The following is a 15,746-nucleotide window of genomic DNA, read 5'->3' as shown; positions in this document are numbered from 1 at the left end:
CGGCATCGAGCTTACGCACGGCCGCTGACGGACCACCAGCGTGGCAGCAACTGCTGGACCTTGGGCTCGGCGAATCGATCGTCGATCAACATCACCAACCCTTGATCCTGCTGGGTGCGAATCACCCGGCCGGCGGCCTGTACGACTTTTTGCACGCCGGGGAACAGGTAGGTGTAGTCATAACCATCGCCGAAAATCGCCGCCATCCGCTGCTTCAACTGCTCGTTGACCGGGTTCAGTTGCGCCAGCCCGAGGGTGGCGATGAAGGCGCCAATCAGCCGTGCCCCGGGCAAGTCGATGCCCTCGCCAAATGCCCCGCCGAGTACCGCAAAACCAACGCCCTGGCTCTGCGCAGTGAACTGTTCGAGAAACGCCTGGCGGCTGCTTTCGTCCATGCCCCGGGACTGCGACCATTGCTGGATGTGCGGGTGACTGTGGGCAAACAGTTGGGCCACCTGTTGCAGGTAATCGAAGCTGCTGAAAAACGCCAGGTAGTTGCCGGGGCGTGCGCTGAACTGGCGCGCCATCAACTCGACGATGGGGGCCAGGGAGGCCTGGCGATGGACAAAACGAGTGGAGATCTGGCTGACGATCTGCACCTGGAGCTGGTCGGCATGAAATGGCGACTCGACGTCGATCCACACCGTCGCCGGCGGCAGCCCCAGCAGGTCGCGGTAATAGCGCTGCGGGCTGAGGGTCGCGGAGAACATCACCACACTGCGCGCCGCGGTCAGCCTGGGGCGAATAAAGCCGGCCGGCACCACGTTGCGCAGGCACAGCAGCGCCAGGCTGCGCTGGCCGCTGGACTGGCGCTTGCTGATGTCGAACACGAAGTGCTGGTCGAACAGCTCCGCCACCCGGCAGAACTGCAGCGCATCGAAATAGAAACGCTGCACCTCGGCGTCCAGCCCTTGCGGGTGGTCGTTGAGGTGGTCGCCGATGGCCGCGGTGCACAGCGCCAGCGCCTGCAACAGCTTGTCCGGCGCCTTGGCATAGGCCTGGTAAGGGCTGGCCTGCTCCTTGTGCAGCGCATTCCATTCACGGTTGACCCGCTGCAGGCTTTTCTTCAGGACCTGGGGGGCGATCTTGCGCATGCTGTTGAAGCTGAACTGATCCAGGCTGGCGCTGTACATCTGGCGCCCGCGCTCCACCAGGTTGTGGGCCTCGTCCACCAATACCGCCAGTTGCCACTGGTTGGCCTGGGCCAGACCGAACAGCAGCGCGCTGAAATCAAAGTAGTAGTTGTAGTCGGCGACCACCAGGTCGGCCCAGCGCGCCATTTCCTGGCTCAGGTAGTAAGGACAGACCTGGTGCTCCCGCGCGATCTGGCGCAGCGCCGCCTGATCAAGCAGGGTCAACTGGCTGGCCGCCTGGCGCGCTGCCGGCAAGCGGTCATAAAAGCCCTTGGCCAACGGGCAGGACTCACCGTGGCAGGCCTTGTCCAGGTGCTCGCAGGCCTTGTCCCGGGCGACCATTTCCAGCACTCGCAAGGGCAACCCCGGTGCGCTGTCGACCAGTACCTGTGCGGCATCCAGCGCCAGTTTGCGGCCTGGAGTCTTGGCGGTGAGAAACAGCACCTTGTCGAGCTTCTGCGGCGCCAGGGCCTTGAGCATCGGGAACAGCGTGCCGAGGGTCTTGCCGATGCCGGTGGTAGCCTGGGCCATCAGGCAGCGGCCGGTGCTGACCGCCTTGAACACCGATTCCGCCAGGTGACGCTGGCCGGGACGAAAGTCCGGGTGGGGAAACCGCAGGGCCTGTGCGGCCTGATTGCGCGCCTCGCGATGAGCCAGTTCCTGCTCGGCCCAGGCCAGGAACAACCCGCACTGCTGGTTGAAGAAGGTCTCCAGCTCAAGCGCGCTGCAGGCTGACACCAGGCTGGTCTCCTGCTCACTGACAATGTCGAAATACACCAACGCCAGGTTGATCTCGGCCAGCTGCAGTTGCTGGCACAGTAACCAGCCGTAGATTTTCGCCTGGGCCCAATGCAGTTGCCGGTGGTTGGCCGGCATACGCTCGAGGTCGCCGCGGTAGGTCTTGATTTCTTCCAGGCGGTTCTGCGCCGGATCATAACCGTCTGCCCGCCCCCGCACGGTCAACTGCCGGTATTGGCCTTGCACCGCCACTTCGTTCTGGTAGCCCGGACTGCGCCGCGAGGCCACGGTGCGATGCCCGACAATGCCCTCCAGCGCCGTGGGCGATGGGGTGAAGCGCAGGTCGAGGTCACCGCACTTGGCGGTGAACTCACACAGGGCACGCACCGCGATGCTGTAGCTCACTCGCAAGGTAACGCCCACTGCACGTAGCACACGGCGATGGGCATCTGATGGGCATGGCAGAACTCCAGCCAGCGCACCTGGTTATCCTGCAAGCGATCGCCGGGGCCCTTGACCTCGATCATCCGGTAGGTCTTTTGCTGCGGCCAGAACTGAATCAGGTCGGGCATGCCGGCGCGGTTGGCCTTGATGTCCTGCAACAGGCGATCGAACCAGTGCTTGAGGTGTTCCGGCGGCAGGCAGAGCAATGCCAGTTCCAGCAGTTCCTCGGTCAACACTCCCCAGAACACGAAGGGCGATTGCACACCCGCCTTGGCGTGAAAACGCTGGCGAATGGTCGCGGCATAACGGCCATCGTCCAGTTCGCCCAGGCAAGCCTGGAACAACTCGGCGCGGCGGGTATGGAAATCCTCGCTCAGCAGGTCCACCGGCCCGCGCTGGAACGGGTGGAAGAACGCCCCGGGCAGTGGCGCAAAGATCGCCGGCCAGCAGAGCAAGCCGAACAATGAATTGATCAGGCTGTTTTCAACGTAATGCACCGGTGCCGCCGGGTCATCCAGGTGGGCCTGGACATGAAACTCCACCGACAACGCCGGGTCGACGCGCAGCAGGTTGAGGTCCAGGCGCTCGACTTCCCGCGGCTTCAGGCGTGGCGCCGGCGGCCCGCCAAGTTTGCGCCGCAAGCGCGGCAGCATCCGCAGCACTTGCTGCTGCTCGGCGGCACTTTGCGGCGCGAGCTCGGCCTGGGTCGCCAACTCCAGCGCCAGGGCATACTCGGCGCAGCGCTCCAGCACACGGATCAGGCGCGCCCTGGCACCCGGATAGTGGCACTGGCGATAGATGTCCAGCGCTGCCGGCCAGTCGGCCAGGCGTTCGCAGTGTTGCCCGAGCAGGAACAGCAGTTTGTCGCGGCGTCTCTGCAGCCAGGGGTTGGCGCTGTCCAGTGCGTGAATCCGAGCCACCACCTGGCTCACGTCCTCAGCGCCTTCGAAGGCTTGCTGGCAGCCATGCAGATAGAGAAACGCCTCGACGTCCTCGCGACTGCGCAAACCCCGGGACTCGGCGCAGAACTCGACTTTCTCGTAGGTGTAGATGCCCAGGTCCGCCAGCACGAACTCCGACCAGTCCTGGTAAAGGTTGCCGAAGAACATCAAGCGCAGGCGATCGCACAGGTCCATGATGGTCAGGCTCAGGACCCGATCATCCAGGGCCGGGTACCACTGTCGCAGGGTTTGCGGGTGGGGGAATGGCTCACGCAAGGCGTCGAGCCAGGCGGTTTTTTTCGCTTTGGGCTGGTCGATGGCCGTGCCGAAACAGGCCAGGATCTCGGCCTTGAGCAGCACCTCGAACAACGCATCCAGAGTCAATGGTGCCTGATCGTCGACCCAGCCCAGCGCCAGTAACGGCTGCACCGCCAGTGCCGTCGCGCCAATTTCCGGGTACTGCAACTTGCCCGGGCGAAAGTGTTCGCCCTTGCGCATCACCATGCGCACCAGTAGCGCCTGGGAAGTTCGCGGCAATTGGCCGAAAGACTCAATGAATGCCTGCTCCTGCGGGCTGAGCACATCGGCATAACGCTGCTGCAGCCAGGCGAGTACCTGCTGAAAGTTATTCAGGTAGTAGAACGGATCTTCGAGCGGATTGACGGTCACAGATAGAAAGGGCCATGGCGAGCGGATACTGGTTATGCATACAGATAGCAGTTCAGCCGCGCCGCTGGCAAATGGAAAAAGATAAATGGCCGGGTTTTGTCCATTCCATCTACCCTGATGTGGTATTTTTCCAGCTTTTTCAGGGCCTAAGCGAACTTTCCCGGGATAAGCGGGACCAAGGGCCTAGTGATATCGCGCCGCTGCTCCTTGCATCAGGCCGATCGAGTGATTCTGGATTGAGAGGTTTTAGTATGAACATCCGTACTCTGTGCATGCCCCTGGCCGTGGTCGCCTTGCTGGCGCTGGCAGGTTGCTCGACCCCAACGGTAGTGACCCTGCAGAACGGCACCCAATACCTGACCGAAGATATGCCGGACACCACCGCTGAAGACGGTTTTGTCGAGTTCAAGGACATTTCTGGCGCGACGGTCAAGGTCAAGGCGGATGATGTCGCCACCATCCGCAAGGAAAAATGACCCTGCGCCTTCACGCTGCAACAGGAAACCCCAAGTAACAGGCGATCATTTGAAGTGCTTTATATTTGTTGATAAACAGACGAGTCATCGGAAGTTTACAAACATTATAAAGCCAGGTGATCGCATGTTTTATTCATTGTCCAGCACACACCGAAACATTAACTTAAGTTACCTCATCAACTGCATTAGCATAGCCACCACCACTGCACCACTCACAGTCTTTGCGCAGCCCTTCCCCGCTCCCTCATCGACAATTGTTTCGTTTCAACAAGCGCGGCTCGCACCTGACACTTTTCGCTTGGATCCTTCTGTTTTAGAATCCATCCAGCAAACCGCCAAAGATGGCACCTCCCGACAACTGCAATTACCCCTACCAGAAGGTGGCGACACGGTATTCACCCTCACCGACTCCAATGTTCTACCGCCAGAACTTGCCCAACGTTACCCGCAGATACAAAGCATGAAAGGCACTGATTTGCATGGCCGCCACATACGCATGGACATATCTGATCGCGGAATGCGGGCGATAATATTTGACCCACAAGGCACATGGCAGATCCAGCCCGTACCCAACCTTAATCGACCCTCCTCTTCCCCCGATAATTACCGCAGCTTTCGTATTCCTGGGCTCCTTGCCAGTGCCCCGCCACACAGGACCGAGCCGCCACGCCAGGGCGTGCCGGCACTAACGAGCCCCCAACCCAGCCAGACCTCGCCGATTAATCAGCACTCGCGCGAGTATCGTCTTGCAGTGGCAACCACCAGTGCATATTCGCAATACTTCGGTGGCAGCGTTGCAGCCAGTTTGGCCAGTGTGGTCGAATCTATCAATCGAGTGAACGCGGTATTTGAACGGGATCTTGGAATACACCTGAGGCTGGTCGAAGACAACGACAAATTGATGTTTACTGATCCGACCACGGATCCCTATCGTTCCCCCACGGATGACGAAGATTTCGACTATTCGCGCAAACAAAATACCCGTGTATTAAAAGAGTTGATTGGCAGCGAAAACTTTGATGTGGGGCATTTATTTGAAATGTCTGAAGGGGGCGGAGCAATAAACGCTGCTGTTTGTGATGACGAAGGCAAGGCCAAGGCCAGTAGCGGTCTAACCCCGAAAGAGGATGATGTCGAACTACTTAACCAGTATTTCATTAACACTGTCACTCACGAACTGGGCCATCAATTTGCTGCAGATCACACGTTTAATGGTTGCATACGTGACGCAGATGCTGCTTTCGAACCCGGCAGCGGCTCAACCATCATGAGTTATGCGGGCGAGTGTTTCTTGTCAACACAATGGCCGCCAACCATAAACCCACTGCACAACCTGCAGAACCATAAAGACACTTTTTTTCATGCAAAAAACATCGAGCAGGTGCACGCCTTCACTTCCGCAGCCGGCGCGACCTGTGGCGTTGAACGGATCAACCCCAACCGCCCTCCGGTAATTGCGACTCCCTATGGTGATGCGAGCCTGTTCATCCCGGCGCGGACCCCGTTTGCGCTTACCGGGCATGCTTACTCCACCGTCCCGAATGCGCAATTGACCTATACCTGGGAACAAATCGATTTGGGGCCGGAGCAGTTGGAGAACGAAGCATTGAGCGATAAGATCCAAGGTCCGATTTTCCGCTCATACCCGCCCAGCCTTGAAGGAACGCGTACCTTTCCAAAGCTAGAGGCGATTCTCGCGGAACAGCGCCTGAATGGAGAAGTTTACCCCGCGACCACACGCGAGCTGAATTTCCGCCTGACCGTGCGTGACAATCTGCCGGACCTGGCGTCCACCGCCTACATCGACCGCAAAATCCACGTCATGGATACTGGCCAGGCCTTCGCAGTGACTAAACCCACCAGCAATACCACATGGCAGGTCGGCACTGCCCAATCTGTCAGTTGGCTCGTTGCAGGTACCGCCCAAACGCCGATCGCCTGCCAGACCGTGCGGATCGAACTGTCCCTTGATGGCGGTCACACTTATCTGACTCAACCATTACTCGCGTCAACTGCAAACACCGGACAGGCTCAAGTAACGCTGCCTACGCTTGACGAGGGCAGCGCCAACTCGCGCATTCGCTTGAGCTGCAACAGCAGTGTATTTTTCGCAGTTTCTCCCGCCAACTTCAGCATCGTGCAGTAAGCGCATTGCTCACCCCCGTGAGGTTTTCGCCTCACGGGTTCATCAGGCCAGTACTACGTCGTACTGTGCCATCCAGTAGCACCCAGCGCCTGCAGCAGCAGCCCGGGCTTGAGCCCCTCAACTTGGCGGCCATCGTCGCTGCACATATCCTCGCCTGCGAGCAACGCATTGATGATCGCCTCCTCCACCGCTTCGGCCGCTGCGCTGAACAGGGCCGAGAGGTAATCGTTGTTGAGCATCGCCAGGGGGGTGCTCAATGGCAGGTCCTTGCGCCCGTAGTCCGCAGGCGGCAGGTCCTGGTTGCCGGTAGCGAACGCCAGGAAGATGTCCCCGCTGGAGTCTTCGGTGCCGCCGCCGGTGCGGGCGATGCCGATCGAGGCGCGCTGGGCCAGGCGTTGGCACTGGTGCGGCAGCAGGGGCGCATCGGTCGCGAGGACCACCACGATCGAGCCCATGCCAGGCGTGCCCTGGTGTTCGAAGGGCGATGGGCTTGGCACCAGTTGGCGGCCGACTGGGTAGCCGTCGATCCGCAGTTCGCGGCGTTTGCCATGGTTGGCCTGGACCAGCGCGCCGACGGTGTAGCCACCCTGCCCGGCCGGTACCTGCCGCGACGCGGTACCGATTCCACCTTTGAACTCATGGCAGATCATCCCGGTGCCACCGCCGACCGCGCCCTCCGCCACGGGACCAGCACTGGCATTGGCGGCCGCTTCTGCCACGTGTCGCGGGCCTACGTGTTGGCCCCAGATGTCGTTGAGCACGCCGTCGTAGGTCTCCATCACCACTGGCATGCACCAGTAGGTCGCAGGGTCCGCGAGGCTGTCACGCTCCAGCGCAACCAGGGCGTCACGCACCACGCCGACGCTGTGGGTGTTGGTGATGGCAATCGGGGTTGTCAGCAGCCCGGCTTCACGAATCCATTCCAGTCCCGTGGCATCACCATTGCCGTTGAGCACATGGCAACCGGCGAAACACGGCTGCTGCCGCGCATGACCGGCCCGCGGCTGGATCAGCGTGACGCCGGTCCTGACCTGCTTGCCGTTGACTTGCTCGCGCAGCGTACTGTGCCCGACCCGAACTCCCGGGACATCGGTAATGGCATTCAACGGTCCCGGTACGCCCAAGCCCAGGGTGATGCCCAAATCACGTGCACGCATGTCCTCTCCTCAGCAATATTCAAGCACCGGTTTGCGCCGGCGAAGGACCGCTACTCTAGAGAACCCCGACTGTCGCGCCCATTACCCCGTTGGGGTATGCCCCCCACAAGCACAGGGACGCAATCCCCTACGGGATAGTGCCGATCAACTCCCGGTGCGAATCTTGTTCCACAGCCGGGTCCGAATCCGGTCGATGTTCAGGGGCATGGCTTGCAGGGCGAACAATTTGCCCATCATTTCCGGACTCGGGTAGACCTTGGTGTCGTTCCTGATAGCCGGGTCGATCAGGCTATCGGCCTGCTGGTTACCGTTGGCGTAGTGCACATGGTTACTGATGCTGGCCATGACGTCGGGGCGCAGCAGGTAGTTCATGAACGCGTAGCCTTGTATTTCGTCGGGAGCATCGACGGGCATGGCCACCATGTCGAACCAGATCGCCGCGCCTTCCTTGGGAATCGCGTAGCCGATGTCCACGCCGTTATTGGCTTCCCTGGCCCGGCTTTCGGCCTGCAGGATGTCACCGGAGAAACCCACCGCAACGCAGATATCGCCGTTGGCCAGGTCACTGGTGTACTTGGAGGAATGGAAATAGCTGACGTAGGGCCGCACTTTCATCAGCAGGGCTTCGGCCTTCTTGTAGTCCGCCGGGTCCTTGCTGTGGTGGGGCAAACCCAGGTAGTTCAAGGCCGCGGGCAGCAGTTCCGGGCCGTTATCGAGGATTGCCACGCCGCACTTCTGCAGCTTCTCCATGTATTCGGGCTTGAAGATCAGGTCCCAGGAATCCACGGGGGCGTTGTCCCCCAGCACCGCCTTGACCTTGGCGATGTTATAGCCGATCCCGGTACTGCCCCACAGGTAGGGAAAGCCGTGCTCGTTGCCCGGGTCGTTGTCTTGCAGGGCCTTGAGCAACACCGGGTTGAGGTTCTGCCAGTTCGGCAGTTGGCTCTTGTCGAGCTTCTTCAGCGCCCCGCCAGCGATCTGCCGCGCCATGAAGTGGTTGGAGGGGAACACCACGTCATACCCCGATTGGCCGGTCATCAACTTGCCATCGAGGGTTTCGTTGCTGTCGTAGACGTCATAGCTGAAACCGATAGCGGTTTCTTTCTGGAAGTTTTTCATCGTGTCCGGCGCGATGTAGTCCGACCAGTTGTAGACCTTCACGGTCTCGCCGGCCTGGCTGAGGGACGCAGCCAACATCAGCGGGGCCAGCATCAGGGGTGCACGGGGTAAGCGGATCATGATTCGATTCCTGTTTGGCGTTTTTATTGGCAGGTCTTCGGTTGATCAGAGGATCAAAAAATCAATACGTAGGTCTTGCGCACCGTTTCCTCGATGTCCCAGATCCCGGTGCTGTTCGCGGGCAGCATCAAGGCATCGCCGGCTTCTATCTGCAGGGGCTCGCCGTTATCCGGGGTGAAGGTGCAGCGGCCCTGGACGAAGTGACAGAACTCTTGCGCGACGATCTGCCGCCGCCAGCGACCCGGGGTGCACTCCCAGATCCCGGTTTCGACGCCGTCGCTGCGCTCCACGCTGGTGGTCGAGGTGACCGCTACCGGCGTACCGAGCGGAACTGCGACCGGGGCGGATTCCTGCAGCGGCACATGATGGGTGTTCTTGAACTGGGTAATGCTCATGTCGATACCTGTGGGTGAGTGAAGCGCGTTAGTGCATCAAGCCTTCCATGAACCCCGCTACCTGCGTGGCAAGCTTGCGGCGCCAGGGCGCGCTGTGCAGGTCGGCCAGGGTGCGGTCTTCGTGGATGAAGCTGCGGATGATCGCGTTGTAGCCCAGCCAGCGCAGCGGCTCCGGCTCCCAGGCGCGCAACGCGTCGAGGCCGCCTTGGGGGATGACCCAGGGCTGGCGCACCAACTCGCTGTCGCGTTGCAGGATCAGGTCGGCCAGGGTCCGGCCGCCGAGGTTGCTGGCGCCGACGCCTTCACCGCCGTAACCACCCGACAGGGCGATGCCGCTGCGCACGTCGCACAGCATGTGCGGCTTGAAGTTGCGCGACATGCCGAGGTTGCCGCCCCAGGAATGGGTGATCTGTACGTTCTTGAGCTGCGGGAACAATTCACCGAACAGGTAGCGCCGCAGCTCCACCTCGCTGCTGGTCAGGTCGAAGTTGTGCCGCAGTTGACCGGCGAACTGGTAACCACCACGGGCGCCGAACACCAGGCGATTGTCGGCTGTACGCTGGCCATAGGTGACTTGGCGGCTGCTTTCGCTGAAGGCTTGGCCGCGGCTCAGGCCGATTTCGTCCCAGGTCGCTGCGGACAACGGCTCGGTGGCGACCAGCAGGCTCTGCACCGGCAATTGATAACGACCCAGCGGGGCCAGCGTCACGGCATAACCCTCCACCGCCGGCACCACCCAACGCGCACGCACGCTGGCCTTGGCGGTGCGCACGCTGCCCGATTGCCAGGCAGTCACGGGGCTGTTTTCGAAGATCTTCACCCCCATGCGCTCCACGGTTCGTGCCAGGCCCCGCACCAGCTTGGCCGGCTGGATCGTCGCGCAGTGCGGCGCATAGATGCCGCCATAGGGCTTGGCAACCCGGATCTGCTGGTTGAGCTGCTCGGGGGTCAGCCAACGATAGTCGGACTGATTCAGGCCCTGGGCATAGAGCCCGTCCAGATACTGGCGCAGGCTGTGCTCCTGTTCGGGGTAACGAGCGGCGCAATACAGCACCCCGCCTTTGCGGTAATCGCAGTCGATGCCTTCCCGTTCGATGACGATCGCCACTTCATCGGGAATGCTGTGCAGCAAGTCGAAGGAGGCCCGCCGTTGTTCGGCGGACAAGCCGGCCAGCAGGCGGTCTTCGCCCAGCAGGTTACCCATCAGCCAGCCGCCATTGCGGCCCGACGCGCCAAAACCGGCAGTTTGCGCCTCGACAATGGCAATGTTCAGCTCCGGGGCCTGGCGCTTGAGGTAGTACGCGGTCCAGAGACCGGTGTACCCGGCGCCGATGATCACCACATCGACATCCAGGTCGTGCTCAAGGGCAGACCTCGGCAACAGCGGCTCCTCGAGCTGGTCCATCCACAAACTGATCGTGCGCCACGCCGGCATGCAAGTCTCCGCCATTCAAGTTTCGATGGCGTCGATCCTAGTGGGTTGGCTCAGGGCTTGTCTTGCGCGCGTGCACGCAAAGAAATCTGTTTGACGTAGGCCTTGGGCGACAGCCCGGTGTGCTGGCGAAAACAGCTATAGAACGCCGACAACGAATTGAACCCGGCGGCGAAGGCCAGTTCGTCGATGCGCACCGGGGGCGTGGCGCGGTCCAGTGCCGCCAGCAGATGCTGCAAGCGCGCCTGGTTGACGTAGCGGTAGAAGCTTTGCCCCAGGACCTGGTTGAGCAGGTAGGAAATCTGGTTGCGGCTGTAACCGCACTCCTCGGCGACCCGTTGCAGATCCAATTGTGGATCGAGATAGGCTTGCTGGCGCTGGAAATACTGCTGCAGGTCCTGGGCCATGAAACTCAGCTGCCGGGGTGACAGCCCCAGCCGGCTGGCTGCCGGACGCGGCGCACCTGGTGTCTGGCTGTCACGCGGTTCGTGGACCAGGGACGCGTACTCATTGACGCGCCAGATCAGCCCGTCACGCACGGTGATGGCCTCGCTTGAGCGAAACGACACCAGCCCTTCGCCACCGCGCAGGGTCATGCGGTATTGGATGAACGCGGTATCGCCATCCAGGCGGATGCGGTCCGAATGCTCCAGCGCCTCCTCGGGATCACGGGGCATGCTACTGCGCACGTATTCACGCAACTCACTCAAGCCCAGGACCCGGTTCTGGAAAAAGTCGTGGTACTGGATGTCCGGGTGATACAGCGCCATCACGCCGTCGAGGTCGCGGTGCTTCCAGCACAGGTGATAACGCAGCACGGTTTCGCCGGTAGCCTGGGTCAACAACGGGCCATCTTCTGGGGCAGGCATAGGGCACTCGACGACATAAAGCACCGAGCTTGCCGAACTTGCCCGCGGGCTTCAATGGCAATGGGCAACGCCGGAACGTGATCCAGCGCATAAAAACCGCGTTCAATCGCCAAATGGCCTGAAAAACCCAGTAACTGCAGGCTGAACGAGTGCTATTTTTATTCACTCAACCGGTGGCGCCACAGAGGGCGCTCTCTCCTGCCATGAGCTAACGGAAGCGCTCGATCACCCAGGTGGGCAACAGATGAACAAGGCTTCGCAGAGTAAGGTCACCTTTCCCAACGCCTGCCAGTTGATGCGCTGGCATTTTCATCCCGTGGGCTTCGAGGCCAACATGGATGCCCCGGGGAGCATGATTGCGCGGTTGTTCGACCGTGTCAGCGGCGAGACGCTGCTGGCCATCGCCGGGATTCCCTGCACCACGGTGATGAACGCGGCAGATGTGGAGCGCATCATCGAAGCCGTGGAGGATGAACTCGAAGCCTTCATCCCCTCCCAGGCGCTCAAGAGTTACGCCTGAGCCCCCAACCCGATGGCTTTGAAATCTGTGGGAGCGGGCTCGCTCCCACCACCTGTACGGTGATCGGCGAAAAACGGCTTGGCGGCGATCCGGTCGGAGGCCCGCGGCATGTTCACCATCGGGCCTTCCTGGGCATCGACGTACCAATAGCAATGACTGACCGCACGGGTGATGCCGACATACGCCAAGCGCAGGATTTCGTCTTTCTGCGCGCTGTCGTACGGATCGGCATCTGCGTCCTTGCCCAGTCCCGCCATCCGATAGACCTGATTCTTGTAGGGCGAACTGGTCAGGTGCTGGCAGTCCCCCAGCAGGAACACCGCGTCCGCCTGGAGCCCCTTGGCACTGTGATAGGTCAACTGCTTGAGGCGTCTGGCCTCGTACGGCAAGCTAGAATCAACATTAACTACAGATGAAACATGCTTCTCTATCAATAACTTATCGCTGCTTTTTCGATACAACATTAAGATTGAATCACCCTTCTGGTAGTGCTCCGTCAGGCGTTTGCCCAGCGCAGCCTCATCCCGCTCATGGATCTGCACCGGCAACAAAGATGTCGCCTGCCCGCACGCCTTGGCCTTCTTGCCTGGGATCGCCGGGGCGGCACGCACGATATGTTCGGCCGCATCAATGATGTACTGGTGGCTACGGTAGTTATCGCTGAGCATTACCCGGGTAGTGCTGGGTGACGAGAACTGCTGGTTGAACTCCATGAAGTACTTGGGCGAACTGCCACGCCAGCCGTAGATCGATTGCCAGTCATCACCCACGCACAGCAGTGAAGAACGCTGGGCCCCACGGCCGACATGCATGGCCGGCCCGCGGCGACGGATTTCGCGAAGAGTTGCCCGCAACCAGGAGACGATCTGCGGCGATACGTCCTGGAATTCGTCGATCATCAGGTGCGACATCGGTCGCAGCAGTTCATCGCTGAGCAGCCTGAGGTTTTCCGGCGAGTGCTCGCTGAACAAGGCGAACATCCGGTTGTAGGTCATCACTGGTGGCTTCTGGTCCAGTAGATGATCCTCGAACGTGCGCCAGAACAGACTCAATGCCTCAAAGAAAAACCGGTCTGGATCATCCTTGGCAAAGGACATCTGGCCCACGGCGGTGGGCACGTCGAGGCCGAGGTTCTCGATAAAGCTGGCGGCACCGACAAAACAGTCGAGCAACGGCGCGCTGGCCAGCTCGCCCTTGACCTTGTAGTCGAACCCGGGACCGGCGCTGGCATCCCCTGCCAGCGTCGCCAAGACCCGTCTTGACGATTGATAACTATCTATCCAAATCAAAGGCTTACGACAGAAAGCTTGAAATAGGGTGCGCTTTACTGCCCATTCTGCGCGCACCGTTAGCTTGGCGTTGGGGCGGCTTACCTGGGGATTTTCCTGGGGGTCGAAGCCCAGCACCACCCAGGCGTCCAGGCTCGGGATGTAACCGTGGCAATGAAAGGTCGCGCCATTGATCTCGAACGTCTGCCGGCTAGGCTCGATGCCCTTGATCGGCCAGGCGCCGGCACGCAACCACAGGTCCTCGACGACATCGCACAGTTCTTCGTCGCGCTTGGCCGCCAGCTCAGTCACTGCCATGCGTTTTTGTACATCCGGGTGGTCGCGCTCCAGTTCCTTGAGTTGCAAGGCGTGCCGCGACAATGGCGTGATCAACTCGCGAAAACGCAGGTTATCGGTAAACAATCGGTGAAAACAGGCGTTGAGCTGTTGGCGCTGAGTGTCGTTGATCCGCAGGTCGAAGGGGTTGCTGTCGACCTGCGTGTCATCCAGCAGTGTCCGCTCGCTAAGGTTCTCGAAGGCTTGCAGGCGCTCGAAGCCAGGCAGGCTGCGGACCATCGGCAAAATCCGCGAATGAAAAGTGCGCACCAGGTCGCGCGCGTCCTTTGGCGACAGCGCCCGGCCCCACAAGGCGTAGAGAGCAATCAGCTTGTTGATGAAGTCCTTGCGCGACTCCCGGGTGAAGGTCACCACGGTCAGGGAGTCCAGTTCAAAGCCCAGGTACTGGGTCAGCAACACGATGCGCAACGCCAGGGTGGTCGACTTCCCGGCGCCCGCCCCGGCAATCACCGAGGTAGACGGCGTATCGCTGAAGATCATCTTCCACTGCGCGGCGCTGGGTTGCGCTGCCCCCGGCAGCAGGCGCGCGACATCAGCCTTGACGCGCTTCTTCAGGTCAGCACTCAGGGGCAGTCGCCAGTCGTCGAACAAGTGCTCGTCGACCCGTGGTGCCGGGTGCTCGGTGCAGCGGCTATCGCGAATCAGCAGGACCTGGCGCCCTTCCTCCAACCCTTCGGCCCTGCCTTCCTGATAACCGTAATCCACCCCGGCGGTATGTCCGCTGCGAAAGCCGTCCGCCTGGCCGTGCAGCCAGGAAGCCCGATGCTGGGCGCGCAAACGGGTCAGACCATGGCCAAAGAAACGCGCGGCCAGGCGCTTGAACAAGGGCATCTCGGCCAGGGGCAAAAGCTCGGGGGGAAGATCGGGGGTGTGTTGCGGCACGCTGACTCCAGGGTGTGAGGCTGTTGCGGGCTATGGTGTCTGCATTTGCCCGGGAGTTCTAGTCAAATGCTTATCCATCATTGGTTTAAGTGATGAAGTGAAGGTGTTGCCGAAGCAGGCCTCGCGAATAAATATCTAATTTATAGATCGGTTTGAAGGGGTTTTTACGCTTTTTATCGATTCATGCCTGATGGAAGATGCACGCCATCAACCACCGGTTCTCGTTGTATGACGAACCTTTCAGGAGACGATCATGCTTGAACTCAGACCCTTCACCTCCCTGGGCGGCGCCAACCACGGCTGGCTCGACGCCCACCATCACTTCTCGTTCGCCGAGTACCACGATCCCAAGCGTATGCACTGGGGCAACCTGCGAGTCTGGAACGACGATGTGATCGCCCCGGGCACCGGCTTCCCCAAGCACCCGCACCGCGACATGGAGATCATCACCTACGTTCGCGAAGGCGCTATCAGCCATGAGGACAACCTGGGCAACAAGGGCCGTACCGAGGCCGGAGACGTCCAGGTCATGAGCGCCGGGACCGGGATCACCCATAGCGAGTACAACCTGGAGTCGACGGCGACCCGGATCTTCCAGATCTGGATCATCCCCAACGAGGCTGGTTCGGCTCCGTCCTGGGGCGCCAAGCCTTTTCCCAAGGGCCAACGCGAAGGTTTCGTGACCCTGGCCAGCGGCAAGGCCGGCGACGACCAGAGCCTGCGGATCCGCGCCGATGCACGTTTGGTGGCGGCCAACCTGAAAGCTGGGGAAAGCGCCGAATACGCCCTGGATAACGGCCGCCGGGCGTACCTGGTGCCGGCCACGGGGGTCATTGAAGTCAATGGCTTGCGCGCCGAGGCGCGGGACGGTGTGGCGGTTGCCGATGAGCGGGTGTTGCGGGTCACCGCGATCGAGGACAGTGAGATTGTCTTGGTGGATCTGGCCTGACATCTTCCCCGGGGCGGCCTCTGGGCCGACCGGGGTGTTGGATTAGACCGAGTACATATCCATTCTTGCGGTAACGGCCTCCTATGGTTCCGCTTTTACAGCGGCTCACTTTTGGAGGAGCCCAAAAGTAA

At 60.9% G+C, this 15,746-nt stretch carries 12 protein-coding genes; 4 read left to right on the top strand and 8 right to left on the bottom strand.

All coding sequences use genetic code 11. The features are described from left to right. Positions 1-11: 11 nt before the first annotated feature. Together ACIOVD_RS19730 and ACIOVD_RS19725 are read right to left on the bottom strand one after the other, a co-directional pair. Positions 12-2,276: an ATP-dependent DNA helicase gene (locus tag ACIOVD_RS19730; RefSeq protein ID WP_401129734.1), complete on the bottom strand. Its 2,265-nt coding sequence runs from the start codon at positions 2,274-2,276 to the stop codon at positions 12-14. Then, positions 2,273-3,925, bottom strand: coding sequence for a VRR-NUC domain-containing protein (locus ACIOVD_RS19725; protein ID WP_401129732.1), 1,653 nt, complete (start codon positions 3,923-3,925; stop codon positions 2,273-2,275). Before ACIOVD_RS19725 ends, ACIOVD_RS19730 begins: the two co-directional genes overlap by 4 nt. A 251-nt stretch (positions 3,926-4,176) precedes the next feature. Between ACIOVD_RS19725 and ACIOVD_RS19720 the strand changes: the two genes are divergently transcribed. Continuing rightward, complete coding sequence (locus ACIOVD_RS19720) at positions 4,177-4,401, top strand: YgdI/YgdR family lipoprotein (RefSeq protein ID WP_095170244.1); 225 nt, start codon at positions 4,177-4,179, stop codon at positions 4,399-4,401. Between the two features lie 124 nt (positions 4,402-4,525). Beyond that, entirely contained in the window at positions 4,526-6,547 is a 2,022-nt protein-coding gene (locus ACIOVD_RS19715) for a reprolysin-like metallopeptidase (RefSeq protein ID WP_401129729.1), read from the top strand. Positions 6,548-6,600: 53 nt separating this feature from the next. Here the strand turns inward: ACIOVD_RS19715 and ACIOVD_RS19710 are convergent, their stop codons facing one another. The 5 genes from ACIOVD_RS19710 to ACIOVD_RS19690 all read right to left on the bottom strand — a co-directional run bounded on the left by ACIOVD_RS19710 (position 6,601) and on the right by ACIOVD_RS19690 (position 11,639). Then, positions 6,601-7,704: a P1 family peptidase gene (locus ACIOVD_RS19710; protein ID WP_401129727.1), complete on the bottom strand. Its 1,104-nt coding sequence runs from the start codon at positions 7,702-7,704 to the stop codon at positions 6,601-6,603. Between the two features lie 144 nt (positions 7,705-7,848). Next, positions 7,849-8,943, bottom strand: coding sequence for a polyamine ABC transporter substrate-binding protein (locus ACIOVD_RS19705; RefSeq protein ID WP_401129725.1), 1,095 nt, complete (start codon positions 8,941-8,943; stop codon positions 7,849-7,851). 53 nt (positions 8,944-8,996) lie between these two features. Beyond that, positions 8,997-9,338 (bottom strand): cupin domain-containing protein, encoded by a 342-nt coding sequence (locus tag ACIOVD_RS19700; protein WP_095170241.1) that lies wholly within the window; start codon positions 9,336-9,338, stop codon positions 8,997-8,999. Positions 9,339-9,366: 28 nt separating this feature from the next. Further along, entirely contained in the window at positions 9,367-10,773 is a 1,407-nt protein-coding gene (locus tag ACIOVD_RS19695) for an NAD(P)/FAD-dependent oxidoreductase (RefSeq protein WP_401129723.1), read from the bottom strand. A gap of 50 nt (positions 10,774-10,823) precedes the next feature. Beyond that, positions 10,824-11,639 (bottom strand): helix-turn-helix domain-containing protein, encoded by an 816-nt coding sequence (locus ACIOVD_RS19690; protein ID WP_401129721.1) that lies wholly within the window; start codon positions 11,637-11,639, stop codon positions 10,824-10,826. A gap of 244 nt (positions 11,640-11,883) precedes the next feature. Here ACIOVD_RS19690 and ACIOVD_RS19685 point away from each other — a divergent pair, with 244 nt between their 5' ends. Continuing rightward, entirely contained in the window at positions 11,884-12,159 is a 276-nt protein-coding gene (locus tag ACIOVD_RS19685; protein ID WP_401129719.1) for a DUF1652 domain-containing protein, read from the top strand. Here the strand turns inward: ACIOVD_RS19685 and ACIOVD_RS19680 are convergent. Then, positions 12,150-14,666 carry a UvrD-helicase domain-containing protein gene (locus ACIOVD_RS19680; protein WP_401129717.1) on the bottom strand — a complete coding sequence of 839 codons (2,517 nt, stop codon included), beginning with the start codon at positions 14,664-14,666 and terminating at the stop codon, positions 12,150-12,152. The genes ACIOVD_RS19685 and ACIOVD_RS19680 overlap by 10 nt on opposite strands. Before the next feature lie 253 nt (positions 14,667-14,919). Between ACIOVD_RS19680 and ACIOVD_RS19675 the strand changes: the two genes are divergently transcribed. After that, positions 14,920-15,615, top strand: a complete 696-nt coding sequence (locus ACIOVD_RS19675; RefSeq protein ID WP_159995871.1) for a pirin family protein — start codon at positions 14,920-14,922, stop codon at positions 15,613-15,615. The last annotated feature ends 131 nt before the right edge of the window (positions 15,616-15,746 follow it).

Source organism: Pseudomonas sp. NPDC087626 (genome assembly GCF_044743405.1).
In the GTDB taxonomy this organism is placed as follows: Bacteria; Pseudomonadota; Gammaproteobacteria; order Pseudomonadales; family Pseudomonadaceae; genus Aquipseudomonas.
The sequence above is the reverse complement of the archived record's forward strand: the minus strand, read 5'-3'. Positions and strand labels throughout refer to the sequence as shown.